The sequence below is a fragment of the Aeromonas sp. PS2Canimalfood6 genome (assembly GCF_048276795.1).
Taxonomy (GTDB): Bacteria; Pseudomonadota; Gammaproteobacteria; order Enterobacterales; family Aeromonadaceae; genus Aeromonas; species Aeromonas caviae.
In genome coordinates, this window is record NZ_JBLUXC010000007.1 from 78,474 (window position 1) to 103,211 (window position 24,738).

The 24,738-nt window shown below is 63.6% G+C and carries 21 protein-coding genes; 13 read left to right on the forward strand and 8 right to left on the reverse strand.

Annotated elements, in window-relative coordinates:
* Positions 1 to 33 precede the first annotated feature (33 nt).
* The 6 genes from ACNPAA_RS05025 to purF all read left to right on the forward strand — a co-directional run bounded on the left by ACNPAA_RS05025 (position 34) and on the right by purF (position 8,411).
* On the forward strand, positions 34 to 2,538 hold the full coding sequence (locus ACNPAA_RS05025; protein WP_041211364.1) for a DNA translocase FtsK: 2,505 nt from the start codon (positions 34 to 36) through the stop codon (positions 2,536 to 2,538).
* Between the two features lie 77 nt (positions 2,539 to 2,615).
* Positions 2,616 to 3,224, forward strand: coding sequence for an outer membrane lipoprotein chaperone LolA (gene lolA, locus ACNPAA_RS05030; protein WP_041215917.1), 609 nt, complete (start codon positions 2,616 to 2,618; stop codon positions 3,222 to 3,224).
* Positions 3,225 to 3,291: 67 nt separating this feature from the next.
* Positions 3,292 to 4,629: a replication-associated recombination protein A gene (locus tag ACNPAA_RS05035; RefSeq protein ID WP_041211365.1), complete on the forward strand. Its 1,338-nt coding sequence runs from the start codon at positions 3,292 to 3,294 to the stop codon at positions 4,627 to 4,629.
* A 280-nt stretch (positions 4,630 to 4,909) separates the two neighbouring features.
* Complete coding sequence (gene serS / locus ACNPAA_RS05040) at positions 4,910 to 6,205, forward strand: serine--tRNA ligase (protein WP_039039009.1); 1,296 nt, start codon at positions 4,910 to 4,912, stop codon at positions 6,203 to 6,205.
* Between the two features lie 175 nt (positions 6,206 to 6,380).
* On the forward strand, positions 6,381 to 6,872 hold the full coding sequence (locus ACNPAA_RS05045; protein ID WP_010674522.1) for a CvpA family protein: 492 nt from the start codon (positions 6,381 to 6,383) through the stop codon (positions 6,870 to 6,872).
* Positions 6,873 to 6,890: 18 nt separating this feature from the next.
* Positions 6,891 to 8,411: an amidophosphoribosyltransferase gene (gene purF / locus ACNPAA_RS05050; RefSeq protein WP_010674523.1), complete on the forward strand. Its 1,521-nt coding sequence runs from the start codon at positions 6,891 to 6,893 to the stop codon at positions 8,409 to 8,411.
* A gap of 89 nt (positions 8,412 to 8,500) precedes the next feature.
* Here purF and ACNPAA_RS05055 read toward each other — a convergent pair whose 3' ends face one another.
* Together ACNPAA_RS05055 and ascF are read right to left on the reverse strand one after the other, a co-directional pair.
* Positions 8,501 to 9,931 (reverse strand): 6-phospho-beta-glucosidase, encoded by a 1,431-nt coding sequence (locus tag ACNPAA_RS05055; protein ID WP_202211852.1) that lies wholly within the window; start codon positions 9,929 to 9,931, stop codon positions 8,501 to 8,503.
* Between the two features lie 31 nt (positions 9,932 to 9,962).
* Positions 9,963 to 11,417 (reverse strand): PTS cellobiose/arbutin/salicin transporter subunit IIBC, encoded by a 1,455-nt coding sequence (gene ascF, locus ACNPAA_RS05060; protein WP_202211853.1) that lies wholly within the window; start codon positions 11,415 to 11,417, stop codon positions 9,963 to 9,965.
* A gap of 253 nt (positions 11,418 to 11,670) precedes the next feature.
* Between ascF and ACNPAA_RS05065 the strand changes: the two genes are divergently transcribed.
* Both ACNPAA_RS05065 and miaE read left to right on the forward strand, forming a co-directional pair.
* Entirely contained in the window at positions 11,671 to 12,681 is a 1,011-nt protein-coding gene (locus ACNPAA_RS05065; RefSeq protein WP_103243232.1) for a LacI family DNA-binding transcriptional regulator, read from the forward strand.
* A 93-nt stretch (positions 12,682 to 12,774) separates the two neighbouring features.
* Positions 12,775 to 13,533 (forward strand): tRNA isopentenyl-2-thiomethyl-A-37 hydroxylase MiaE, encoded by a 759-nt coding sequence (miaE, locus tag ACNPAA_RS05070; protein WP_042016277.1) that lies wholly within the window; start codon positions 12,775 to 12,777, stop codon positions 13,531 to 13,533.
* Positions 13,534 to 13,671: 138 nt separating this feature from the next.
* Here the strand turns inward: miaE and ACNPAA_RS05075 are convergent, their stop codons facing one another.
* From ACNPAA_RS05075 to pspF, 6 genes are all read right to left on the reverse strand, one after another.
* A complete protein-coding gene (locus ACNPAA_RS05075; RefSeq protein WP_039039015.1) occupies positions 13,672 to 14,457 on the reverse strand; it encodes an ATP-binding cassette domain-containing protein in 786 nt (261 codons plus the stop codon).
* An 82-nt stretch (positions 14,458 to 14,539) separates the two neighbouring features.
* On the reverse strand, positions 14,540 to 15,538 hold the full coding sequence (locus ACNPAA_RS05080) for an oligopeptide/dipeptide ABC transporter ATP-binding protein (RefSeq protein ID WP_010674529.1): 999 nt from the start codon (positions 15,536 to 15,538) through the stop codon (positions 14,540 to 14,542).
* Between the two features lie 79 nt (positions 15,539 to 15,617).
* The gene (locus ACNPAA_RS05085) at positions 15,618 to 16,511 is read right to left on the reverse strand and encodes an ABC transporter permease subunit (protein ID WP_010674530.1); all 894 of its coding nucleotides are present in this window, start codon (positions 16,509 to 16,511) and stop codon (positions 15,618 to 15,620) included.
* Positions 16,512 to 16,600: 89 nt separating this feature from the next.
* Positions 16,601 to 17,560: an ABC transporter permease gene (locus tag ACNPAA_RS05090; RefSeq protein ID WP_010674531.1), complete on the reverse strand. Its 960-nt coding sequence runs from the start codon at positions 17,558 to 17,560 to the stop codon at positions 16,601 to 16,603.
* Between the two features lie 61 nt (positions 17,561 to 17,621).
* Positions 17,622 to 19,217 carry an ABC transporter substrate-binding protein SapA gene (gene sapA / locus ACNPAA_RS05095; RefSeq protein WP_200164922.1) on the reverse strand — a complete coding sequence of 532 codons (1,596 nt, stop codon included), beginning with the start codon at positions 19,215 to 19,217 and terminating at the stop codon, positions 17,622 to 17,624.
* 136 nt (positions 19,218 to 19,353) lie between these two features.
* Positions 19,354 to 20,400, reverse strand: coding sequence for a phage shock protein operon transcriptional activator (gene pspF, locus ACNPAA_RS05100; protein WP_161469905.1), 1,047 nt, complete (start codon positions 20,398 to 20,400; stop codon positions 19,354 to 19,356).
* 196 nt (positions 20,401 to 20,596) lie between these two features.
* Here pspF and pspA point away from each other — a divergent pair, with 196 nt between their 5' ends.
* From pspA to ACNPAA_RS05125, 5 genes are all read left to right on the forward strand, one after another.
* Positions 20,597 to 21,277 (forward strand): phage shock protein PspA, encoded by a 681-nt coding sequence (pspA, locus tag ACNPAA_RS05105; protein ID WP_010674534.1) that lies wholly within the window; start codon positions 20,597 to 20,599, stop codon positions 21,275 to 21,277.
* A 3-nt stretch (positions 21,278 to 21,280) separates the two neighbouring features.
* Positions 21,281 to 21,517 carry an envelope stress response membrane protein PspB gene (gene pspB, locus ACNPAA_RS05110; protein WP_210538510.1) on the forward strand — a complete coding sequence of 79 codons (237 nt, stop codon included), beginning with the start codon at positions 21,281 to 21,283 and terminating at the stop codon, positions 21,515 to 21,517.
* Between the two features lie 106 nt (positions 21,518 to 21,623).
* Positions 21,624 to 22,028, forward strand: a complete 405-nt coding sequence (pspC, locus tag ACNPAA_RS05115) for an envelope stress response membrane protein PspC (protein ID WP_052815256.1) — start codon at positions 21,624 to 21,626, stop codon at positions 22,026 to 22,028.
* Between the two features lie 72 nt (positions 22,029 to 22,100).
* Positions 22,101 to 23,507 carry a YcjX family protein gene (locus ACNPAA_RS05120; protein WP_103858955.1) on the forward strand — a complete coding sequence of 469 codons (1,407 nt, stop codon included), beginning with the start codon at positions 22,101 to 22,103 and terminating at the stop codon, positions 23,505 to 23,507.
* Positions 23,508 to 23,556: 49 nt separating this feature from the next.
* Complete coding sequence (locus ACNPAA_RS05125) at positions 23,557 to 24,600, forward strand: YcjF family protein (RefSeq protein WP_103858956.1); 1,044 nt, start codon at positions 23,557 to 23,559, stop codon at positions 24,598 to 24,600.
* Positions 24,601 to 24,738 lie beyond the last annotated feature (138 nt).

A 24,738-nucleotide genomic window follows, 5' to 3' on the forward strand; every position in this document is an offset into this window, starting at 1 on the left:
CCCGCATTCATGTTTTCACAAAGGAGCCGGAGTTTGGCCGATAAAAAGCTGTTTACTCCTTTATCAGGTACACAACGGATCTTCGAGGCCGTCTTGATCGCCATCACCCTGATGGCTGCCTATCTTTTGCTTGCCCTGCTGACCTACCATCCCGCCGATCCCGGCTGGTCGCAAACCTCCTGGCAAGGGGAGGTGAAAAACCTCGCGGGCAGCGCCGGTGCCTGGCTCGCCGACATCACCATGTTTACCTTCGGGGCCTTCTCCTATCTGGTGCCCCCCCTGGTAGTGCTGCTTGGCTGGAGCCTGTTCTGGCGCCCGAGCAAGCTGCTGGAAGTGGACTACCTCACCCTGTCGGTACGGATCATCGGCTTCGTGCTGACGGTGCTTGGCATGTCCGCCATCGCCAGCATGAACTTCAACGACTTGCAGAACTTTTCCGCCGGCGGCCTGGTGGGGGATGTGATCGCCTCAGCCGTGGTGCCGCTCTTTGGCGGCGTGGGGGCCAACCTGATGCTGCTCTGCTTCGTGGCGACCGGCATCACCCTCTTTACCGGCTGGTCCTGGCTCACCATCGTCGAGCGCATCGGTGCCGCCTGCACCGGCTCAGTCAGCGCCATCTACCATTTCCCCACCACCCTGGGCCGCTGGCTCACCGGTGGCTGGCGCCAGCCCCGCTATGAGGGGCCGGATCCCCTGCTGGAAGGGGGCGTGGGCAGCTTCGATCAGGAAGAGGATGACGAAGACCCCCACGGCAGCTGGACACGCAACCCCAAGGCGAAGAATCGCGCTCAAAAGACAAAAGCTGACGAATGGCTGCCGGAGCTTGACGAAGACACCTTCCAGTTCGATCCGCAGTTTGACGACGAAGAGGACGAGGCTCCGGCGCCTGCCGCCAAGGGCAAGCGCGTGGCCAATGGCCGTCCGCGTCCCGCCGTGCGCCAGGAAGAAGATGACCTCGACTTGCCCTGGGCGGAGGGGGATGACGAACCCGATGCTCCCGTTGCCGCTGCTCCGGTGAAAGCCAAGCGACGTCCCCAGCCCGGTCTGGCCCCTTTGCCGAGCATCGATCTGCTGGACAGGCCGCCCGCCAAGACCCAGATGATGAGCAAGGACGAGCTGGAGCGCATGGGCCGGCTGGTGGAGGCGAAGCTCGCCGATTACAACGTGCAGGCCAAGGTGGTGGGCGTCTATCCCGGTCCCGTCATTACCCGCTTCGAGCTGGACCTGGCGCCGGGCATGAAGGCGAGCAAGATCACCAATCTTTCCCGGGATCTCGCCCGTTCTCTCTCTGCCAGCAGCGTGCGGGTGGTGGAAGTGATCCCGGGCAAGACGTTCGTCGGGATCGAGCTGCCCAACCGGGTACGCCAGACCGTCTACCTGCGGGAAACCCTCGACTGCGAGGCGTTCGCGGCCAGTCGCAATCCGCTCACCATGGGGCTGGGTCAGGACATCGCGGGGGAACCCGTGGTGGTGAACCTCGCCAAGATGCCCCACCTGCTGGTGGCCGGTACCACGGGCTCGGGCAAGTCGGTGGGGGTGAACACCATGATCATCTCCATGCTCTACAAATCCTCCCCCGAGGATCTGCGTTTCATCATGATCGACCCCAAGATGCTGGAGCTCTCGGTCTATGAAGGCATTCCGCATCTGCTGACCGAGGTGGTCACCGACATGAAGGATGCCGCCAACGCCCTGCGCTGGTGTGTAGGCGAGATGGAGCGTCGTTACAAGCTGATGTCCGCGGTCGGGGTGCGCAACCTCAAGGGGTACAACGACAAGGTGCTGGCCGCCATCGAGGCGGGGGATCCCCTGGTCGATCCCCTGTGGCGTCCGGGCGACTCCATGGATCAGATGCCGCCGGAGCTGGAAAAACTGCCCCACATCGTGGTGGTGGTGGACGAGTTCGCCGACATGATGATGATCGTCGGCAAGAAGGTGGAGGAGCTTATCGCCCGTATCGCCCAGAAGGCGCGGGCGGCCGGTATTCACCTTATCCTCGCGACCCAGCGTCCGTCGGTGGATGTCATTACCGGTCTCATCAAGGCCAACATCCCGACCCGTATCTCCTTCCAGGTGTCGAGCAAGATCGATTCGCGCACCATCCTGGACCAGGGGGGCGCCGAATCCCTGCTCGGCATGGGTGACATGCTCTACATGCCTGCCGGCACCTCCAACCCCACCCGTGTCCACGGTGCCTTCGTCGATGACCACGAGGTACACAAGGTGGTGGCGGACTGGAAACTGCGTGGCGAGCCGGATTACATCGACGAGATCCTCTCCGGCGAGTCGGACGGCGAGGGCGGCGGTGGCGACTTCGGCGGGGGCGGCGATGAAGAGCTCGATCCCCTGTTCGACGAGGCGGTGGCCTTCGTGGTGGAATCCCGCCGTGGCTCCACCTCCAGCGTCCAGCGCAAGTTCAAGATCGGTTACAACCGGGCGGCCCGTCTCATCGAGCAGATGGAAAACCAGGGCATCGTCAGCGCCCCGGGCGGCAACGGCCAGCGCGACGTGCTGGCACCGCCGCCGGTTCGTGACTAAGCCTAACTCCTGTATCATTCTGGCCATGCCCTCTGCGGGCGTGGCCTTTTATCGAGAACCTCCCTATGAAGAGCCTGATGAAAAAACAACTGTTGATGGGTTCCATTCTGCTGGTCGCCAGCAGCCAGGTATGGGCCGATGCGGCCAGTGATCTCAAGGAGAAGCTCTCCTCCGTCAATGTCTTCTCCGCGACGTTTGCCCAGACCGTCTATGACAGCAAGGGCAAGGAGCTGCAAAAGGCGAGCGGCTCCCTGCTGGTGCAGCGACCCAACCGCTTCAACTGGCACACTACCTCCCCGGACGAGAGTCTGATCGTGGCCGATGGCAAGGATGTGTGGGTGTACGATCCCTTCGTCGAGCAGGTCACCGCCCTCAAGATGAAGGATGCGGTGCTCAACACCCCCTTCGTGCTCATCGCGGGCAACGACAACAGCCTCTGGAAGAATTATGACGTGACCCAGGAAGGGGATGTCTATACCGTCACCAGCCGCAACAAGGACGAGCTGATCGCCTCCTTTCGCATCACCTTCGACCGTCAGAACAACATCAGTCGCTTCGACGTGAAAGAGGCGCAAGGGCAGTGGAGCGAGTTCGTCTTAAGTGGTTTTGATCGCAAGCCGGTGCTCAAGGGCAACGAATTTGTCTTCAAGATCCCGAAGGGGGTCGAGCTGGACGACCAGCGCTGATGAGCCAGCCGTTACCGGCGTTATCGTCTGACCGGGCGTCATGGACGACCGGTCAGCTGCAAGGTCAATGCAGATGAGCAATTTATCCCTGGATTTCTCCTCGGACTTTCGTCCGCTTGCGGCCCGGATGCGGCCGCAAACCCTCGAGCAGTACATCGGCCAGCAGCATATCCTGGGGCCGGACAAGCCCCTGCGAAAAGCGATCCTGGCGGGGCACTGCCACTCCATGATCCTCTGGGGGCCCCCCGGCACCGGCAAGACCACACTGGCAGAACTGGTTGCCCACTACTGCCAGGCGGAGGTGGAGCGGCTCTCGGCGGTCACCTCCGGCATCAAGGAGATCCGCGCGGCCCTCGACAAGGCGAAGGAGAACGGCTGGCGCGGGGTGCGCACCATCCTGTTCGTGGATGAAGTCCACCGCTTCAACAAGAGCCAGCAGGATGTCTTCCTGCCCCACATCGAAGACGGCACCATCACCTTCATCGGCGCCACCACCGAGAACCCCTCGTTCGAGCTCAACAACGCGCTGCTCTCCCGGGCCCGGGTCTATCTGCTCAAGAGGCTGGAGGAGCAGGATATCCTCGCCATGATCGATCAGGCGATGCAGGACCCGCGCGGGCTCAATGACCCTAGCCTGCGCTTTGCCCCCGGGGCCAAGGAGGCGCTGGCGAAAGCCGTGGACGGGGACGGGCGCAAGTCTCTGAACTACCTGGAGCTCCTGGCCGACATGGCCGAGGCCGACAGCTCAGGGGCGCGGGTGATCGACAGTACCCTGCTCGCCGCCGTGGTGGGGGAGCACGTGGCGCGCTTTGACAAGGGCGGCGATCACTTCTACGACCTCATCTCGGCGGTGCACAAGTCCATTCGCGGCTCGGCGCCGGATGCGGCCCTCTACTGGTATGCCCGCATGGTGAGCGCCGGCTGCGATCCCCTCTACATCGCCCGCCGCTTGCTGGCCATTGCCTCGGAAGACGTGGGCAACGCCGATCCCCGTGCCATGCAGGTGGCGCTCTCGGCCTGGGACTGCTTCCATCGCATCGGCCCGGCGGAAGGGGAGCGGGCCATCGCCCAGGCCATCGTCTACCTCGCCTGCGCCCCCAAGAGCAATGCGGTCTACACCGCCTGGAAGGCGGCGCTTCACGACGCCAAGAACCTGCCGGACTTCGAGGTGCCACCGCACCTTCGCAATGCCCCTACCAAGCTCATGAGCGAGCTGGGCTACGGCGCCGAGTATCGCTACGCCCACGACGAGCCGGGGGCCTATGCCGCCGGCGAGCAGTACTTCCCCCCGGAGCTTGCCGGCAAGCAGTACTATCAGCCCACCGAGCGGGGGCTTGAGAAGCAGATAGCCCAGAAGCTCGACTATCTGCACGAGCTGGACAAGCAGAGCCCGCGCAAGCGATAGGAAAGACCTTCAAGCCCCTCGCCCGGAAAGCGCACGGCAAGGCTATCAGGAGAGGGGGGCCCGGCAAAAACGGGCGCAATAGTCCCTGTTCGGGCGGGGGGGCGGTCTGCTACACTGCCCGTCTGACCCCGGTTGTCTTGGCCTTGCACCATCTTCTTGATTTCGAAGGCCCGATTCCGAAGGCAAAGGGGTGCGCCAACCGATGTTAACTTCCGGATCTGTTTCCCAACCCGGTCACGATGACCCGGGCCCAGATCCCATTAAAAAAAGTAGGTAAACCATGCTGGATCCCAAATATCTGCGCAGCGACATCACCGAAGCTGCCGCTCGTCTGGCGACACGTGGCTACGTTCTGGACGTAGCGGCGGTCAATGTTCTGGAAGAGAAACGCAAGGATCTGCAGTCCCGCACCCAGGAGCTGCAGGCCGAGCGCAACGCCCGCTCCAAGTCCATCGGTGAGGCTGCCCGTCGTGGTGAAGATGTTGCCCCCCTCAAGGCCGAGGTGACCAAGATCAACGACGAGCTCGAGACCAGCAAGGTCGAGCTGGAGGCCCTGCTGGCCCAGCTCAAGGGGATCGCCGACGCCATCCCCAACCTGCCGAGCGAGACCACCCCGGTGGGCCGTGACGAGAACGACAACGTGGAGGTCCGCCGCTGGGGTACCCCGCGTGAGTTCGATTTCCCGGTGCGCGATCACATCGATCTGGGTGAGGCGGCCAAGGGGGTCGACTTCAAGAACGGCGTCAAGCTCTCCGGTGCCCGTTTCGTGGTGATGAAGGGCCAGATTGCCCGTCTGCACCGCGCCCTGGCCCAGTTCATGCTGGACCTGCACACCCTGCAGCACGGCTACACCGAGTGCTACGTGCCCTATCTGGTCAACCCGGACAGCCTGTACGGCACCGGCCAGCTGCCCAAGTTCTCCCAGGATCTCTTCAATACCGGCATCGAAGGGGAAGGGGAAGACGAAGGCAAGGTGCGCAAGTTCTCCCTCATCCCGACCTCCGAAGTGCCGCTCACCAACATGGCCCGTGACGAGATCTTCGACGAGCAGGAGCTGCCCATCAAGATGACCGCCCACAGCCCCTGTTTCCGCTCCGAAGCCGGCTCCTACGGTCGTGATACCCGTGGCCTCATCCGTATGCACCAGTTCGACAAGGTCGAGATGGTGCAACTGGTGCACCCGGAAAAATCCTGGGATGCCCTGGAAGAGATGGTGGGTCACGCCGAGAAGGTGCTGCAACTGCTGGAGCTGCCGTATCGCGTGATGGCGCTTTCCACCGGTGACATGGGCTTCTGCGCCGCCAAGACCTACGATCTGGAAGTGTGGCTGCCGGCCCAGAACACCTATCGCGAGATCTCCTCCGTTTCCAACTGCACCGACTTCCAGGCGCGCCGCATGCAGGCTCGCGTGCGCATCGACGGCAAGCCGCAGCTCATTCACACCCTGAATGGTTCCGGTCTGGCGGTGGGTCGTACCCTGGTGGCCGTGCTCGAGAACTACCAGCAGGCAGATGGCCGCATCGCCATCCCGGCTGCGCTGCAATCCTACATGGGCGGCCTGACCCACATCGGGTAAGCGCTCGTTGCAGACGACAACGCCATGGCATGCCATGGCGTTGTGCATTCTGGGCCCGGGAAACCCGCCGCAAGGGGAAGGGATAGCTCCCTTCGGGCCTGTAACACAATTTTATCAAGCATTGCGCAATCGTTTTTGTTAGACTGCGCCGCAATTTCGCAGGACATCTTTTTCTATGGTCTGGATTGATTACGCCATCATCGGCATCGTCGGTTTCTCCGCCCTCATCAGCCTGGTGCGCGGCTTTCTCAAGGAGGCCATGTCTCTGGTCACCTGGTTCGTCGCCTTTTTCATTGCCAGCCATTTCTATCCCGATCTCGCCGTCTATTTCACCTCTTTCTCCGATGCCATGGTGCGCAACGGTCTGGCCATCGCCGCCCTGTTCGTGGCGACCCTGATCCTGGGGAGCGTGGTGAACTACGTGGTGGGCCTGCTGGTGGAAAAGACCGGGCTTTCCGGCACAGACAGGGTGCTCGGGGTCTGTTTTGGCGCCATTCGCGGGGTGCTGATCGTCAGCGCCCTGCTGTTTTTCATGGATACCTTCACCAGCCTCTCCCAGAGCGACTGGTGGGTGGCGTCCAGGCTGGTGCCGGAGTTCAAGCCGGTGATCCAGTGGTTTTTCGGGTTCATGATGAACTCGTCCAGTTTTCTTCAACAGGTACAGTGACTTCGAGGTAGCAAAGACATGTGCGGTATTGTCGGTATAGTTGGCACCACCCCCGTCAATCAGGCCCTCTACGACGCCTTGACGGTGTTGCAGCACAGGGGACAGGATGCCGCCGGGATCGTGACCATTGACAGTGGAAACTTCCGGCAACGCAAGGCCAACGGTCTGGTGAAGGATGTGTTTGAAGTGCGCCACATGCAGCGCCTGAAAGGGAATATCGGCATCGGACACGTCCGTTATCCCACCGCAGGCAGCTCCAGCGCGGCAGAGGCACAGCCGTTTTACGTGAACTCCCCCTACGGCATGGTGCTGGCCCACAACGGCAACCTCACCAACGCCAAGGAGCTCAAGGAGCAGCAGTTCAAGGTGGCCCGCCGCCACATCAACACCACCTCGGACTCCGAAGTGCTGTTGAACGTGCTGGCCCACGAGCTGGACTTGTGCGACAAGATGGCGCTGCGCCCGGAAGATATCTTCTCGGCGGTGCGCAAAGTGCACCAGCAGATCCGCGGCGCCTATGCCGTGGTCTCTCTGGTGATCGGTCACGGCCTCATCGGTTTCCGCGATCCCAACGGTATTCGCCCGCTGATCCTGGGTCGCCGGGTCGACGAGCAGGGGCAGGTGGAGTATATGCTCGCCTCCGAGAGCGTGGCCCTCGACGCCATCGGCTTCGAGACGGTGCGTGACGTCGCCCCGGGCGAGGCCATCTACATCACCGAGCAGGGCCAGCTCTTCTCCGAGCAGTGTGCGGAGAACCCGCAGATGAACCCCTGCATCTTCGAATACGTCTACTTCGCCCGCCCCGACTCCTTCATCGACAAGGTCTCCGTCTATGCCGCCCGCCTCAACATGGGTCGCAAGCTGGGCCAGAAGATCGCACGGGAGTGGGACGATCTCGACGTGGACGTGGTCATCCCCATCCCCGAGACCTCCTGCGACGTGGCGCTGGAAATCGCCCACACCCTGGGCCTTCCGTACCGTCAGGGCTTCGTGAAGAACCGCTACATCGGCCGTACCTTCATCATGCCGGGCCAGACCCAGCGCAAGAAGTCGGTGCGCCGCAAGCTCAACGCCATCAGCTCCGAATTCAAGGGCAAGAAGGTGTTGCTGGTGGACGACTCCATCGTGCGGGGCACCACCTCCGAGCAGATCATCCAGATGGCCCGTGAAGCGGGGGCCGCCAAGGTCTACTTCGCCTCGGCCGCGCCGGAAATTCGCTTCCCCAACGTCTACGGCATCGACATGCCCACCGCCAACGAGCTCATTGCCCATGGCCGTGAAGTGGAAGAGGTGTGCAAGCTTATTGGTGCTGACGGCCTGATCTTCCAGGATCTGGAAGATCTGGAAGAGGCGGTGCGGGAGATCAACCCCGAGCTGCGCCACTTCGAGACCTCGGTCTTCAACGGTCACTACGTCACCTCCGACGTGGATCAGGGTTATCTGGACCACCTCAATGCCCTGCGCAGCGACGACAACAAGGCGGTGCGCGAGTGGCAGGAAGGGACCAGCAACCTCGAGATCTTCAACGAAGGCAGTTAAACGTTTTCAGATTGCCAGCGTGATGAACAACAGGGGGGCCTCGGCCCCCCTGTTGCATGGATGCGCCTTGCGGCGAAACTGAGGGGGGCTCAGGCCAGATCCTCCCCGTTGCTCGCGATCACCTTCTTGTACCACCAGAACGACTTCTTGCGCCGGCGGGCCAGGGTGCCATGGCCGGCGTCGTCCCGGTCCACGTGGACGAAGCCATAGCGCTTGCTCATCTCGCCGGTGGAGGCGGAGACGAGATCGATGCAGCCCCAGCTGGTGTACCCCATCAGGGGCACGCCGTCCTCGATGGCGTCCCTCATGGCCTCGATGTGGGCGCGCAGGTAGGCGATGCGGTAGTCGTCCTCTATCTCCCCTAGCTCGTTCACTTCGTCCACCGCACCCAGGCCGTTTTCCACCAGGAAGAGGGGCTTCTGGTAGCGATCGTGCAAGGTGTTGAGGGTGATGCGAAGGCCCAGGGGGTCGATGCCCCAGCCCCACTCGCTCACCTCGATGTGGGGATTGCGCAGGGACTTGACCACGTTGGCCTCGCTGGTGTTGCCCGCATTCATGTCGGCGGCGGCGCAGCGGGAGGCGTAGTAGCTGAAGGAGACGAAATCCACGGTGTGCCTGAGGATCTCGTCATCTTGCGGCCCCTTCACCAGGGTGACCCCCTTGTCACGAAACACCCTCTGCGCATAGGCCGGATAGGCGCCCCTGGCCTGCACGTCGATGAAGAGGAGGTTCTCCCGATCTTTCTGGAGGGCGGTCCAGACGTCGGCGGGCTTGCAGGAGTAGGGGTAGAAGTTGCCCCCCGCCAGCATGCAGCCCACCTGATTGGCCGGGTTCACCTCGTGGGCGATCCGGGTCGCCAGGGCGCTGGCCACCAGCTCGTGGTGGGCGGCCTGATACTTCACCTGATCCTGGTGCTCCCCTTGCTCGAACACCAGCCCCGCCCCGGAGAAGGGGCTGTGCAGCAGGATGTTGATCTCGTTGAAGGTGAGCCAGTGCTTCACCAGGCCGTCGAACTGCTCGAAGCAGGTGCGGGCGTAGCGGGTGAAAAACTCCACCATCTGGCGGTTGCGCCAGGAGCCGTACTCGGTCACCAGGTGCATGGGCACATCGAAGTGGCACAGGGTCACCAGGGGCTCGATGTTGTACTTTCTGCACTCCTCGAACACCGCGCGGTAGAAGGCGATGCCCTCGGCATTGGGCTCGCGCTCGTCCCCCCTGGGGTAGAGACGGGCCCAGGCGATGGAGGTGCGAAACACGGTGAAGCCCATCTCGGCCATCAGGGCGATGTCCTCCCGATAGCGGTGATAGAAATCGATGGCCCCGTGGCTTGGGTAGAACTCGTCATCTTGCAGGGTGATGCGCTTCTCCTGGCCGAGTTTGACCGCCATGCGGCGCGGACCATGGGGGATCATGTCCACCGTGGTCAGCCCCTTGCCCCCCTCGAGATAGCCGCCCTCCGCCTGATTGGCGGCCAGGGCACCGCCCCAGAGAAAGCCCTCGGGAAATCTTGTTAACGACATTGGTTACCTCTTGTCATGTCTGAATGGGGTGTCACAGCCCGGCCTGCGCCTGGCTGGTGGCGACGGGTCGCACGGGCTCGGCGCGGGGGGCCGGGCTCTCGACCGGGATGTCCTCGAACCCCATCACCAGGGTCAGCACGAAGGAGAGCACCACCGAGAGGGCCATCACGCCGAACACCCAGGCGATGGTCATGGGGTTGGCCGGATCGAAGAACTGCACGCTGGTAAAGAGCCCGGGGGCGGCCATGGAGTGGCTGGCGAGCCCCGCCATGCCGGCGACGGCACCGCAGACAAAGCCGCTGATGAGGCTCGCGATGAGCGGACGCTTGAGGCGCAGGGCCACACCGTAGAGCGCGGGTTCGGAGATCCCCGCCATGATGGCGGAGGCGGCCGCCGCGAGCGCCGTCTGGCGCAGTTCCGGGTTACGGGTGCGCCAGGCCACCGCCAGGGACGAGCCGCCAAGAGAGAGATTGGCGCCGATTTCGGAGGGCATGACCATGCCTTCCTTGCCGGTCTCGGCGATGGTCTGGATGATGGTCGGGGTGAAGACGCGGTGCATGCCGGTCATCACCAGCAGGGGCCAGAGCGCCCCCATGATGGCCACCGACAGCCAGCCCAGGTAGTCGTGGACCGTGTAGACCAGGCCGGAGATGGCGGTGCCAATCCAGATGCCGACGGGGCCGATGAAGAGGATGGCCAGCGGCGCCGCGATCAGCACGATCAGCATGGGTTTGAGGAAGTTCTTGGTGACCGCCGGAGTGATGCGGTCGACCCAGCCCTCGATGTAGGAGAGGCACCAGGTCATCACCAGGGCCGGAATGACGGTGTAGGTGTATTTGACCGCGGTCACCGGGACCAGGGCGAAGGTCACCTGCTCCCCTTCGGCGGCTCTGGCCATCAACTCGATGAAGCTGGGGTGCACCAGCACGCCTGCGATGGCGATGGCCAGGGACATGTTGGTCTTGAACTTGACGGCGGCGGAGGCGGCCACCATCAAGGGCAGGAAGAAGAAGGCCCCATCCCCGGCCACCGTGAGGATGGTGAGGGTCGAGGAGCCTTTCTCCAGCACGCCGGTCATCTCCAGCACCATGGCCAGCAGCTTGAGCATGGAGCCGCCGATGATGGCCGGGATGAGGGGGGACATGGTGCCGATCAGGGCGTCGAGGATGGCGGCGCCCATGCGGCGCAGGCTCCAGCCAGCGGAAGCTTCCGGAAGCGGAGTCTGCCCGCCGCCCTGGGGCAGCAGGGCCAGCACCTCGCGATAGGCGTGGGAGACGGTGTTGCCGATGATCACCTGACACTGGTTATCCGCCTGCACCACCCCGAGCACGCCCGTGATCGCCTTGAGGGCAGGGCCATTGACCCGGGCGGGATCGCCGAGCACAAAGCGCAGCCGCGTCATGCAGTGGGTCACGGCGACGACGTTGTCGGCGCCGCCGAGTGCGGTGATGACGGTACCGGCCAGAGCCGCATAGTTTTTTGACATCGAGGTAGATCCTTTTCACCAAGTGGGCCTGCTCGCCCCCGCCGCCGCGAAGGGCGGGAACGCGCATGAAACTGAATGTGGAACCGGTTCCACATAGAGTGCGCGGCCTGAGCGCGGGAGACAAGCACCTTGTGCAGCGAGCGTCCGGATCCGTGAATGGGATCACTGAACCCGGGCCAGCACACCATTCGTGCGACGACAAGCCGGGGGCGGTGCAGTACACTGCGCCCCGTTACGAGCAAGGGAGAACACAATGACGACGATGCTGGAGGTGGCAAGGCGGGCAGGGGTGTCGAAGGCGACGGTCTCCCGGGTGTTGTCGGGCAATGGTTACACCAGCCAGGAGACCCGGGACCGGGTGCAGCAGGCCATCGAGGAGTGCGGCTATCGCCCCAACCTGGTGGCGAGGCAGCTGGCGACCAGGCACACCCGGACCCTGGGACTGGTGGTCACCAACACCCTCTACCACGGCGTCTACTTCGGCGAGCTGCTCTCCCAGGTGGCGCGGATGACCGAGGATCGCGGGCGCCAGCTCATACTGGCGGACGGCAAGCACAGCGCCGACGAGGAGCGCCAGGCCATCCAGTATCTGCTCGATTCCCGTTGCGATGGCGTCATCATCTATCCACGTTTTCTTGGGGTGGAGGAGATGGACGAGATCATCGAGCAGCATGAGCAGCCCATCATGGTGCTCAACCGGCGTCTGAGCCGCCATCCGGCCCACTGCGTCTATGCGGATCAGCAGGCGGCGGCGGAGGCGGTGGTGGACAAGCTGGTGGCCATGGGGCACAGGGAGATCGCCTTCATTGCAGGCTCTGCGGATTCCCCCACCGGCGCCGAGCGCCTGGCCGGTTACCGGCAGGCGCTGATCCGGCACGGCATCCCCGTGCAGGAGACCTTGATCGCCCCCGGCAAATGGACCCCCGCCTGTGGCGCGGCCGCCGTCTCGGCCCTGCTGGCGCGAGGCGCTCGCTTCAGCGCCCTGGTGGCCAGCAACGATGACATGGCGATCGGGGCCATCAAACGGCTGCACGAAGCCGGTGTGATGGTGCCTGACGAGGTCTCGGTGGTGGGGTTTGACGACATCCCTCTGGCCCCTTACGTCATTCCCGCGCTGTCGAGCGTCAAGATGCCGGTGAACGGGATGATCCAGGAGACCATCAACCGCCTGATCACCATGGTGGAGGAGGGGAGCCGGGACGCACTGCCCGCCTTCAGCGGCACCCTGATCCGCCGCGACTCCCTCAGGCGTCTGACGGGCTGAGCCATGATGGCGGTGGGCAGGCCGGGCGGGATCCGTTAGCATAGGCCCCCCGGCGCCAGGCGCCGCGTGTCGTATCAACAGATGAGAGTTCAGATGGATGACCTGTTAGCCCCCGTTCGCCAGTTCCTGCATTGCGAGACCCCGGATGAGTGGGTGGAAATGGCGCGGGATCCCGCCCAGTTGCCGACCCTGCTTATCGATCACGCCAACTGCGAGAACAAGGCGGCACTCACCGCCCACAGCCTGGTGCGCCGCTACTGCCTGCCCAAGGAGAAGCGTCACCTGCTGCCCAAGCTGACCTTCTACCGGGAGCTCGATGCCTTGCCGGAGAAGGCGGAGATCCTCGGCAAGCGCACCATGGGCGAATCAGACAGGAGCGTGTTTGCCGAGCTGGAGCGCAATCCCCTGCTGTTCCCCATGGTGCGCCTCATCCAGGAGGAGCTGCACCACTTCGAGCAGGTGCTGGAGATCATGGCCGCACGGGGCATCCCCTATGGTCCCGTCACCGCCTCCCGCTATGCCCGCAGCCTGCTGACCCATGTGCGCACCTACGAGCCGGCGGCCGTGGTGGACAAGATGATCATCGGTGCCTATATCGAAGCGCGATCCTGCGAGCGTTTTGCCAGGCTGGCCCCTCATCTGGACGAGGAGCTTGGCCGCTTCTATGTCTCCCTGCTGCGCTCGGAGGCGCGTCACTATCAGGACTACCTGGCCCTGGCACAGACGTTCGCAGACGAAGACATCAGCGAGCGGGTGGCCTTCTTCGGTCGCCTGGAGGCCGAACTCATCTGTTCGCCGGATCCGCAATTCCGGTTCCATAGCGGACTGCCTGTCAGATCTGACAGTTGTTGAGGTGACGGGGGCTGCCTACCATTCCCCTGTTCCTACTACGAGCGACGCAATCACTTTTTGAGCGCAATCCCCCGGCGACTGATGAGACATCAGGCCGGGTTTTTTTATGTCTGGCGCAAGGGGAAACGCGCCGCGGGATCAGCGGCGGTATTCGTTGTTGTAGTTCTGAATGAGGCGGCGGGTGACGTCGTGCTGGGGGTCGGCGAAGACCCGCAAGGTCTTGCCGCGCTCCACCACACGCCCTTCGTGCATCACCAGCACCTCGTCGCTGATGTGGCTGACGATCCCCAGATCGTTGGCCACCAGCACATAGCTCAGCCCCATGGTCTCCTGCATCTCCAGCAGCAGGTTGATGATCTGGGAGCGTACCGAAATATCCAGGGTCGAGAGCGCCTCGTCCGCCACCACTATCTTGGGATTGAGGATGAGCGCCCGTGCCAGCCCCACCCGCTGCTGCTGGCCGGCGGAGAGCATCTGGGGATAGAAGAGGGCGTGGTCGGGCAGCATGCCCACCATGCGCAGGGTCTGGATCACCTTCTCCCGGCGCTCCTCCTCGCTCAGGGCCGTGTTGAGGCGAAGGGGGGTCTCCAGGATCTGGCCGACCCGGATTTTCCGGTTAAGGGAGGTGTTGGGGTCCTGGAAGATCATCCGCAGCAGCTTGCAGCGTGTCTGGTAATCGCCGTGGACCATGGGTTGCCCCTCGATGGCGATCTCCCCGCCACTCGGTTCAATCATGCCCGCCAGAATGCGGGCCAGGGTGCTCTTGCCCGAGCCCGCCTCCCCGACGATGGCCAGGGTCTGGCCCACCTCGAGATCGAACGAGAGGGGCTTTATCGCCTCCACCGCGCGGCGCCTGAACAGGCCGGTGCGGTTCTGGTAGGTCTTGCACAGGCCCCTGACCTGCAACAGGGAAGGTTCGGTCACGACGTGGTCTCCTTGGGTGTGCTCGCCGGATAGAGGGGCTGACGGGGCGGGCAGGTGCCCCGGATCAGGGTCTGGTGCCGGTTCATTTCTTCGGTTCTTCCATGTTGAGCGGGAAGTGGCAACTGAACTGATGCCCCTTGACCTTGCTCATCAGCGGCGTCTGCACGCACTGCTTCTGGGCGTAGGGGCAGCGTGGGCCGAGGCGGCAGCCGATGGGCAGATGCTGCAGCGGCGGTATCACCCCGGGCAGGGTCTCGAGCCGGGACTTGTGGCGCACCAGCTTGTCAAAGTCCGGGATGGACTTGAGCAGGGCATCCGTATAGGGGTGGTGAGGGGATTCCAGGATCTGGTCCCGGGTCCCCACTTCCACCATCTGGCCGCAATACATGATGTTGAGGGTGTCGGTCAGGTTCGCGATGGCGGCGATGTCGTTGCTGATGATGAGGATGGTGGTATTGCCCAGCTTGTTCATCTTGTCCAGCAACCGCAGGATCTGGGAGTGGGTGGTGGACTCCATGGCGCTGGTGGGCTCGTCCGCCACCAGCAGGCGCGGCTGGTTGGCGATGGCCATGGCGATCATCACCTTCTGGCACATGCCGTCCGACAGCTCGTGGGGATAGGCCCGCATCACCTTGCGGTGATCCTTGACCCCGACCCGGTGCAGCAGGGCGATGGCCCGCTTCTTGCGCCACTGGAAACGCTGCCAGAACTTGCCGGTGAAGGCGCTGGTGGGGATGGCCTCTTCGAGCTGGGTGCCTATCTCCTCGGAGGGGTCGAGGCAGCTGATGGGGTCCTGGAAGATCATCGCTATCTCCCGCCCCATGATGCGGCGTCGTTCCTTGGGCGCCATGGTCAGCAGGTCCATGTCGTTGAAGCGCATCCGGTCGGCGCGCACCGTCCAGTTGTCCTTCTGGATGCCGACGATCACCTTGGCCACCAGGCTCTTGCCCGAGCCGGATTCCCCCACCAGCCCGCGGATCTCCCCCTCGTTCAGGGTCAGGCTGACTCTGTCCACCGCCTTGACCTTGCCCTGGGGGGTGTCGATTTCGATGGTGAGGTTGCGTATGTCGAGCAGGGGCATCAGCAATGTCTCCCGTTCAGGGCGCAGCCGGGTCGCTCAGGGCGTCCGGGGGCGGGGATAGATAACAAGGCTGGCAACATCAGTCGTTCCCCTCTTTGAGTGCTTCGCGAATGCCTTCGCCCACCAGGTTGGTCACCAGCACGCTGAACAGGATGGCCATCCCGGGCAGGGTCACCGTCCAGGGGGCCAGATAGATAAGATCGCTCGAATCGGCCAGCATGGCACCCCACTCCGGCTGGGGAGACTGGGCCCCGAGACCGAGGAAGCCTACCGCAGAGATGTCCAGGATGGCGGCGGAGAGGGTGCGGGTGGTCTGGGTCACCAGGGTCTCGACGATGTTCGGCAAGATGGCCAGACGCATGATCCGCTGGGGCGGAGAGCCGTCGAGGCGGCTTGCGATGATGTACTCCTTCTGCATCTCGGCGTGGACCGCGTTGTAGGTCGCCCGGATGAAAGGCGGTATCAACGCGAGCGTGATGGCGATCAGGGTGTTGAACAGACCCGGCCCCAGGATGGCCACGACGATGATGGCCAGCAGCAGGGACGGGATGGAGAGAAGGGTATCGAGCAGGTGATGGAGCACGCTCGACTTCACCCCCTTGCTCATGCCGCCGAGGATGCCGATGGCCGAGCCGATGACCAGTGCGATGAGCACCACCAGCAGGGCGTTGCCGAAGGTGAGCCTGGCCCCGGCCACCAGACGGGAGAGGATGTCGCGCCCCAGATCGTCGGTTCCCAGGAAGTAATCGATGTTGCCACTGTTGGCCCAGGAGGGGGCGAGCAGCAGGTGGTTGCTGTGCTGATCGTCGATGCCGTAGGGGATCACCAGGGGACCGATGAGGGTCACCAGCAGCAGCAGCCCGAAGCACCAGAGCCCCGCCATGGCCAGCGGGTTGCGCCGGTAGGAGGCCCAGGTCTGCTCCAGGGGGGAGAGGATCTTGAGCTCCGGATAGATGTTCGATTTATCGTGCATGGTGCAGGCTCCCGTGCTGGTCGCAAGGGGATGGGCACGCCTGTGCGCCGGTGGCCCATGGGCCGCCGTGGTTCAACCACAGACCGCAATCAATCTTGTCTTGCATAGAGTTCTTTACGCCGTGCCGGATACATGATGGTGGTCAGCAGATCGGTGCTGACGCTGATGAAGATGACGAAGCTCGCCACCACCAGGAAGGCGCCGCGGATGGCGGCATAGTCCTGCAACGCGATGCTGCTCACCAGCCAGCGGCCGATGCCGGGCCAGTCGAACACCACCTCGGTGATCATGGCGGAGGTGAGCACGCTGCCAAGTTGTAGCCCCAGCAGCGGCAACACGGGGGGAAGGGCGTTCTTGAGTCCGTGACGCCAGACGATCTGGCGGCGGGAGAGTCCGCGACTGGCGGCGGCCTTGATGTAGTTCTGTTTCATCACGTCGATGAGGGAGCTGCGCACGTGGCGGATCACCTCGGTGGTGGGCACCACGGCCAGCACCAGGGAAGGCAGTACCAGATGGCGCAGGGCGTCGTGCAGGGCCGCCTCCCGCCAGGGCTCCTGGCTCATCAACACATCGACGATGGCGATCCCGGTGATGGAGGGCACGTCGTAGAGCAGGCTGATCTGGCCAGAAGAGGGGAGCCAGCCAAGATCCAGGGAGAAGAACATCACCATCAGCAGCCCCAGCCAGAAGACCGGGATGGCATAGCCGACGAGGCCGGCGGCCATGATGGAGAGGTCCGGGCTGCGCCCCTGATAGAGGGCCGCGAGGGTGCCCAAGGGGATGCCCACCAGCAGCGAGATGGCGAAGGCGGCGAGGCAGAGGGTCAGGGTCGCCGGGAAGTAGTGACGGATCTCGTCGAGGACCGGCTGGCCGGAGACGCTGGAGAGCCCGAAATCCCCGGCGGCGATGCGCTGGAGGAAGTCAGGATAGCCGTGCCAGAAATCCAGCACCTGGGTGATGAGGCGAAACTCCAGGAGGTAGGCCCCCAGAGTCAGCACCAGGAGGGTGATCACCAGCAGGGTGATGCGGCGCAGGATATAGAAAAACATGGTCATGCCTCCTGGGGACGGTGCGCCGATGGCCCGACGATGGAGTGGTTATCTGTCATGGTCACTCCCGATGGGCCTGGTTGAAGGTGGTGCCGCCAAAGGGCATCAGGGTCAGCCCCTGAATGTCGCTGCGACTCACCTGGGTTCTCAGGGCATGGGCCAGGGGAATGAGCGGCAACTGCTCGTTGAGCAGGGACTGGGCATAGTAATAGTTGCGCAGGCGGAAGGCGAGCTGCGGGGTGGTCACCGCATCGTCCAGCAGCTGATCAAACGCCGGGCTGCACCAGCGGCTGTAGTTATTGCCCCGCTCGACGGCGGCGCAGCTCAGCAACTGGCGGAAGAAGTTGTCCGGATCCGCGTTGTCGGCGATCCAGCCCGAGAGCAGGCTGTCATATTGTCCATGGGCGAGCCGGGTCTCGATGACCGGCCAGGCCTGCTGCACTATCTTGAGGCTCACCCCAATCTTGGCGAAATCGCTGCGCATCAGTTGCGCCGTCTTGAGACCGTCCGGGTTGTAAGGACGGGCGCCGGGTTGCACAAGCACCTGCATCTCGAAGCCGTTGGGGTAGCCCGCGTCCTTGAGCAACTGGCGAGCGAGCTTGAGATCCGGCTTGCGCTGGGGCAGGGAGGGATTGTAACCCCAGGAGAGGGGCGGCAGCAGGCTGGCAGCGCTCTGGCCGGTCTCGAAATAGACCGCCTGCAGCAGATTCTGCACATTGATGGCGCTGGCGAGGGCCTGGCGCACCTGCACCTTGTTGAACGGGGCCTTGCGGGTATTGAGGGCGAGGAAGGCGACGTTCATCCCCGACTGCACCGACAGATCCAGGTGGGAGTCCTTGTCTATCACCGACAACTGGCTGGCAGAGGGGGTGCTCATCACGTCGCACTCGCCGGTCAGCAGCTTGGCAAGGCGCTTGGAGGATTTGGGGGTGATGTCGTAGATGAGCTGCTCCATTCTGGCCTCGCCGCCCCAGTAGCCGGGGTGACGCAGGTATCGCACGAACTCGTTGTGGCGATACTCCTTGAAGCTGAAGGGGCCGGTGCCGATGGGGCGGCTGTCCAGCAGCGCCGGGGTGCCGGCCTTTAGCATCTGCTCCCCGTACTCGGCGGAGAGCACGATGGCGTAGTCGCTGGCCAGGGTGGCGAGGAAGGAGGCATCGGGGCGGTTCAGCTCGAACACCACCTCATAGGACCCCTTCTTGTAGACCCGCTTGATGAGGTTGCCGAGCCCCAGGCTGTAAAAATAGGGGTACTCGCCGCCGGAGACGGCGTGGAAGGGGTGGTGTTCGTCCAGCAGACGCTGCCAGGTGAACAGGACGTCGTCGGCATTGAAGTGACGGGTCGGGCTGAACCAGGGGGTACGGTGGAAGGTCACTCCCTTGCGCAGGGTCAGGGTATAGGAGAGGCCGTCCTCGCTGCTTTGCCAGCGGGTGGCGAGCCCCCCTTCGATGCCGAGGGTGTTGGCATTGACCTCGAGCAGGCGATCGTAGATGGGACGGGCACTGGCATCCAGGGTCGCATCCGAATTGGCAAGCTGCGGGTTGAAGGTTCGGGGTGCCCCTTCGGCACAATAGATGAGCCCGGTTTTGGAGGCTTCATCGCGTTTCTGACAGCCGCTGACCAGGACCAGGAGACCAAGCAGCAGGGGGGTGAGCATTCTCATGTTGGAACCATGTTTTCAGACAAAGTTGCCCGCCAGGGGGCGGGCGCGTTGCGGGGGGCGGCCGGGCAGGCGCTCCCGTCGGGGGTGACGTGCGCCGCGTTATCCGCGCGCACAGACCCGGTGCAAGGCATCAGCCCGCCTCCTGGTTGCCACTGTTGTCATCCCCGTCCAGCAATTGATATTTGCGCAGCATCCCCCGGAACTGGTGATAGCTCAGGGCCAGCAACTGGGCTGCTTTGCGCTGATTATACTGGGATTGCTGCATCGCTTGCTTGAGTAAATTAATCTCGTACTCCGCTACCGCCCCTTTGAGATCCAGCGGCAGGGTCGGGATCGGGGCCGTCTCTGCCGAGGTCGGCGCGTCCGTGGAAGGGGCGGCGTCACCTCGGGCACGGGGGCGCCAGGGGGAGTCAAAGGGATTGAGCACCAGATCCGCCAGCGGCAGCTGGGGGTTGCCCTGGCGATAGAGGCTGCGCTCCACCACGTTCTTGAGCTCCCGAACGTTGCCCGGCCAGGGGTAATCTTGCAGCAGCTGGGTCGCCTTGCGCGAGAAGCCGGCAAAGAGCGGATACCCCAGCTCCCGGGTCATGCCGTGGGCGAAGTGCTCCGCCAGCATCAGGATGTCCTCGCGCCGCTCCCGCAGGGGGGGCAGGGTGATGACGTCGAAGGCGAGCCGGTCCAGCAGGTCGTGACGAAACCGTCCTTTTTCCGCCAGTGCTGGCAGATCCTCGTTGGTGGCGCACACCAGCCGCACATCCACCTTGAGGGGCTTGGCGCCGCCCACCCGCTCGAACTCCCCGTACTCGATGACCCGCAGCAGTTTTTCCTGCACCCGGGCGCTGGTGGTGGCCAGTTCGTCGAGGAACAGGGTGCCGCCGTCGGCCCGCTCGAAGCGCCCCTGATGGCGCTTGGCGGCGCCAGTGAAGGAGCCCGCCTCGTGGCCAAACAGCTCGGTCTCCAGCAGGCTCTCGCTCAAGGTGGCGCAGTTGATGGTGACAAAGCTTTGATCCCAGCGATCCGAGAGATAATGTAGGCGGTGGGCGATGAGCTCCTTGCCGGTCCCACGCTCGCCGATGATGAGCACGGGCTTGCGCAGCGGCGCGAGGCGCGATGCCTGCTCGATGATTTCTAGAAATGCGTTGGATTCACCCAACAGACTTTCCGTGGCCGTGGTCATCCCTGCCCCTGTGAGTTGAAAAATCTGGTTAATCTTACCAAAAGTTGGTTATTTTAATCATCACTTGTTTCCCCGGGACTTGAACTGCATTCTGAGTGCCCATATAAATCAACAAGTTAAATATTGTTCCAGATTGGCACACAAGTTGCCATTGTCAATGGAGACACAACCCGATGCCTATCACAGGAGTACAATCATGAGCATTTTTTCTCGCCTGGCCGACATCATCAATTCCAATCTGACGGCCCTGCTCGACAAGGCGGAAGATCCCCAGAAGATGGTGCGTCTGATCATCCAGGAGATGGAAGATGAACTGGTGAAGGAGCGCTCCAACCTGGCCCGCTTCCTCGCGAATCAAAAAGAGATCGGCCGTCAGGTGAGCCGCCATCAGGAGCGGGTCGCCGAGTGGCAGGGCAAGGCCGAGCTGGCCCTGACCAAGGGGCGCGAAGATCTGGCCCGTGCCGCCCTCATCGAGAAGAGCAAGCAGGCGGAGCTTGCCGACGCCCTGTCTCGTGAACAGCAGGCGGTGGACAGCGGCATCGAGAAGCTGGGGGAGGAGATCCGCCAGTTGGAAGCCAAGCTGGAAGACGCCCGTGCCCGCCAGAAGGCGATGGCCATTCGCAGCGAAGCCGCCAGCAGCCGTCTCAATGTGCAAAGCCAGGTGGCCCGTGGCGACAGTCAGGCCGTGGTGAGCAAGTTCGAGCGCATGGAGCGCCGCATCGACGAGATGGAAGCCCGCGCCGATCTGGGGCAGTCCGACAAGGCGCTCGCCCAGCAGTTTGCCGAGCTGGAAGCGGACGACCAGATCAGCCGCGAGCTGGAAGCCATGCGCCAGAAGCTGGGCCAGCACAATCCGGCACCGAAACAGGGAGAGTAACAGATGGCAGATCTGCTGGGTGTATTGATGGTTCCCATGGTGGTCTTCATGGTGGTGGTGGCCCCCATCTGGCTGGTGCTGCACTACCGCGCCAAGGGACGCATTGGCGCCGGTCTTGCCGATGGTGAGCGTGAACAGCTGCAGGGCTTGCTGGTGCGTGCCGAGAAGATGCAGGAACGGGTCGGCGCCCTGGAGTCGATTCTGGATGCCGAGGTTCCTGGTTGGAGAAACAAGGTATGACGGTTTTCAATGAGAGAGGTCATGACTGTGGCAAAAAGCCGGAGCGGGCCGAAACCGTATTGGCGTCGATTCTGGATGCGGAAGTCCCCGGTTGGAGGCACAAGGTATGAACACTGTCAGTCGTGAAGGGCGCAACCTGTACCGGAATCCCCAGCGGGGCAAGATTGCCGGGGTCTGTGCCGGTCTGGCAGAGTACTTCGGGGTGGAGACCTGGATCGTGCGGCTGCTGGCCATCAGTGGTCTCATCTTCGCCGGTTTCATCACCTTCACCGCCTATATTGCCGCCTGGTTCTTGCTCGACAAGAAGCCGGTCACCCTCTACTCCCAGGAAGATGCCGAGTTCGCAGAGGTGCGGATGAAGGCGCGCAGCTGGCAGGCAGGCGTCACACCTCATCAGGCCCTTGCCCGCATCGGTCAGGAGCTGGATGCACTGGAGCCCAGGGTGCAGCGCATCGAGAAGCTGGTGACCTCCAAGGAGTTCACCCTGCAACGGGAGTTCAGCAAGCTCTAATCGTGCCGGGCCGCGAGGATACTGCCTCGCGGCCGTCTCTCTGATGTGATCACAAGGAGAAGAAGACCCGCCTTGATACGCAACAAACTTGAACACTCCTGGTCTGTGCTCCAGCACAAGGCCGTTGACGCGGTGAACCGGGCCCGGGATCGCCACATCCGGCTGGCGGTCACCGGCCTCTCTCGCAGTGGCAAGACCGCGTTTATCACGGCGCTGGTCAATCAACTGGAGCACGCGGCCATCGACGGTCGTCTGCCACTCTGGGACGCCCAGCGCCAGGGACGCATCCTCGGTGCTCGCCGGGTGCCCCAGCAAAACGCCCACATTCCCACCTTTCCCTATGAACGGGGCCTCGATGCCCTGTTTGGCGATCCGCCCGCCTGGCCCGCGCCGACCCGGGGGGTGGCCGAGGTACGCCTCGAGATCCGTTATCGCACCCGCCATCCGCTGCGTCGGCACCTGGGGGAGATCTCCACCCTCTATGTGGATCTGGTGGATTATCCCGGGGAGTGGCTGCTGGATTTGCCGCTGCTGGATCTGAACTACAAGCAGTGGAGCGAGCAGGTGCGGGAGCAACTGTGCCGCCCCGAGCTGCAAGCCCTGGCGGCAGGCTGGTTGACGCCGCTCTGGCAGGCAGATCAAGCCTTCGAGGAGCGGGCCGCCAGCGAACTGGCCGCCCGCTACACCGATTATCTGCACGCCTGCAAGCAGGATCTCGGGCTTCACCTCATCCAGCCCGGGCGTTTCGTGTTGCCCGGCGAGTATGCCGGTGCGCCGCTGTTGCAATTCGTGCCCTGGGTGTGGGAGATGCCCACGCACTCCCCCGAAGACGGCACTCTCTACGCCACCTTCAAGCAGCGCTTCGAGCAGTACAAGCAGCATCTGGTACAGGGCTTCTATGAGCAGCACTTTGCAGGCTTTGATCGCCAGATCGTGCTGGTGGACTGCCTGGCGCCCCTCAATGCCGGTGCCGCGAGCTTTGGTGACATGCAGCAGGCCATCGCCCGCATCATGGAAAGCTTCGCCTACGGCAAGAGCAACTGGTGGCGCCGTCTGTTCGCCCCGCGCATCGACAAGCTGCTGTTTGTGGCGAGCAAGGCCGATCACGTCACGCCGGAGCAGCACGGGCCTCTGGTGTCGCTCCTGCAGCATCTGGTGAGCCGTGGCCGGGGTCAGGCCCGCTTCGAGGGGATAGAGACCGAATGCCTGGCGCTGGCCGCCATCAAGGCCACCGAGGTGGGCAAGGGGGTGGCAGACGGACGGGAATTTCCCGCCATTCGTGGCACTACCCTCTCGGGCGAGCCCTTGCTGCTCTTCCCGGGGGAGGTGCCTGCCCAGATCCCGCCTGCGCAGTGGTGGAAAACTCAAGGGTTTGATTTTCAGGCCTTTCGCCCGCTGCCCATGAGCGCTCATCAGGCGCTCCCCCATATCCGGCTCGATGCGGCGCTGGAATTCCTGCTCGGGGATCACCTCGAATAACGGGTGGGTGGCCCGCTGTGCTCGAGGGGCGCCCACAGGAGAGAATGCGATGAACGATCAGACAAGATGGCGCACCGATGACGCCGCTCCCCTGCAAGGCAAGGTGACGCTGGAGCCCGCGCCTTCGATGGCAAGCGAAGCGAAGCCACCGGCCCCGGCCCGGCGGTTGGAAGAGGAGAGCTTCGAGCCTCTGGACGCGCTGGACGAGCTCACCGAGGTGGAACCCGCGCTTCACGTCAGGCCTCGGCGCCGTCATCGTCTGCTGGCCTGGGGGCTGGGCGGGGTGGGGCTGCTGTCGCTTGGCCAGTTTGGCGCTTTTCTGGTGGATCAGTTTGCCGCCTCCCCCTTCTGGGGCGGCGCCTGGCTGCTCGCCTCCGGCCTGGTGGCGGTGGGCACCGCCGCGGTGGCGGGGCGCGAATGGCTGCGGCTGCGCACCTTGAAGCGGCGCCAGGATGTGCGCTCAAGAGCCGAGGATCTGCTGGCCCATCAGGGGGTCGGTCAGGGGCAGGCCTTCTGCGAGGCCCTGGCCGAGAAGAGCGGTGACAAGGGGCGGGAAGGGTATCGCACCTGGTTATCCCAGCTTGACGAGAGCCACAGCGATCGGGAAGTGCTGACCCTCTACAGCCAGCTGGTGCTCACCGAGCGGGACAAGCTGGCCCAGGCCCGCGTCGCCAAATGGTCGGGGGAGGCCGCCGTGCTGGTGGCCCTGAGCCCGCTCGCCACGGTCGACATGATGCTGATGCTCTGGCGCAACCTGCGGATGATCGAGGACATCGCCGATGTCTATGCCATCGAGCTCGGCTACTGGAGCCGCATCCGCCTCATTCGCCAGGTGTTTCGCAACATGCTCTATGCGGGGGCCACCGAGCTGGTGACCGAGGTAGGGATGGATCTGCTGGGCGCCGAGCTGACCGCCAAGCTCTCCGCCCGCGCTGCCCAAGGGGTCGGGGCCGGGTTGCTCACCGCGCGCCTCGGGATGCGTACCATGGAAGCCTGTCGTCCGCTCCCCTGGTGTGCCGACGAGAAGCCGAAACTGGGGGAGTTGCGCAAGCGGCTGATCGGCCAGTTGGCGGGTTATCTCAACAAGTCGTGAGGTGGCTGGGATTCGATAGGGGTGTCACAAATAATTTACAATTGTCAAAAGCAGCCGACCCCGGGGTCGGCTGCTTTTTTGAGGGGCAAACCGTTACAGTGATCCCATGACTCAACGGCCAGTGACCGCCCGGATGGC

What these genes read in the sequence shown, in the direction of transcription:
- miaE (WP_042016277.1), top strand. Translation starts at nt 12,775, where the DNA reads ATGGATGACCTGTTAGCCCCCGTTCGCCAGTTCCTGCATTGCGAGACC.
- pspC (WP_052815256.1), top strand. Translation starts at nt 21,624, where the DNA reads ATGAACACTGTCAGTCGTGAAGGGCGCAACCTGTACCGGAATCCCCAG.
- ACNPAA_RS05080 (WP_010674529.1), bottom strand. Translation starts at nt 15,538, where the DNA reads ATGCCCCTGCTCGACATACGCAACCTCACCATCGAAATCGACACCCCC.
- serS (WP_039039009.1), top strand. Translation starts at nt 4,910, where the DNA reads ATGCTGGATCCCAAATATCTGCGCAGCGACATCACCGAAGCTGCCGCT.
- pspB (WP_210538510.1), top strand. Translation starts at nt 21,281, where the DNA reads ATGGCAGATCTGCTGGGTGTATTGATGGTTCCCATGGTGGTCTTCATG.
- ascF (WP_202211853.1), bottom strand. Translation starts at nt 11,417, where the DNA reads ATGTCAAAAAACTATGCGGCTCTGGCCGGTACCGTCATCACCGCACTC.
- ACNPAA_RS05035 (WP_041211365.1), top strand. Translation starts at nt 3,292, where the DNA reads ATGCAGATGAGCAATTTATCCCTGGATTTCTCCTCGGACTTTCGTCCG.
- ACNPAA_RS05055 (WP_202211852.1), bottom strand. Translation starts at nt 9,931, where the DNA reads ATGTCGTTAACAAGATTTCCCGAGGGCTTTCTCTGGGGCGGTGCCCTG.
- ACNPAA_RS05045 (WP_010674522.1), top strand. Translation starts at nt 6,381, where the DNA reads ATGGTCTGGATTGATTACGCCATCATCGGCATCGTCGGTTTCTCCGCC.
- pspF (WP_161469905.1), bottom strand. Translation starts at nt 20,400, where the DNA reads ATGACCACGGCCACGGAAAGTCTGTTGGGTGAATCCAACGCATTTCTA.
- purF (WP_010674523.1), top strand. Translation starts at nt 6,891, where the DNA reads ATGTGCGGTATTGTCGGTATAGTTGGCACCACCCCCGTCAATCAGGCC.
- pspA (WP_010674534.1), top strand. Translation starts at nt 20,597, where the DNA reads ATGAGCATTTTTTCTCGCCTGGCCGACATCATCAATTCCAATCTGACG.
- ACNPAA_RS05090 (WP_010674531.1), bottom strand. Translation starts at nt 17,560, where the DNA reads ATGTTTTTCTATATCCTGCGCCGCATCACCCTGCTGGTGATCACCCTC.
- ACNPAA_RS05065 (WP_103243232.1), top strand. Translation starts at nt 11,671, where the DNA reads ATGACGACGATGCTGGAGGTGGCAAGGCGGGCAGGGGTGTCGAAGGCG.
- lolA (WP_041215917.1), top strand. Translation starts at nt 2,616, where the DNA reads ATGAAAAAACAACTGTTGATGGGTTCCATTCTGCTGGTCGCCAGCAGC.
- sapA (WP_200164922.1), bottom strand. Translation starts at nt 19,217, where the DNA reads ATGCTCACCCCCCTGCTGCTTGGTCTCCTGGTCCTGGTCAGCGGCTGT.
- ACNPAA_RS05125 (WP_103858956.1), top strand. Translation starts at nt 23,557, where the DNA reads ATGAACGATCAGACAAGATGGCGCACCGATGACGCCGCTCCCCTGCAA.
- ACNPAA_RS05085 (WP_010674530.1), bottom strand. Translation starts at nt 16,511, where the DNA reads ATGCACGATAAATCGAACATCTATCCGGAGCTCAAGATCCTCTCCCCC.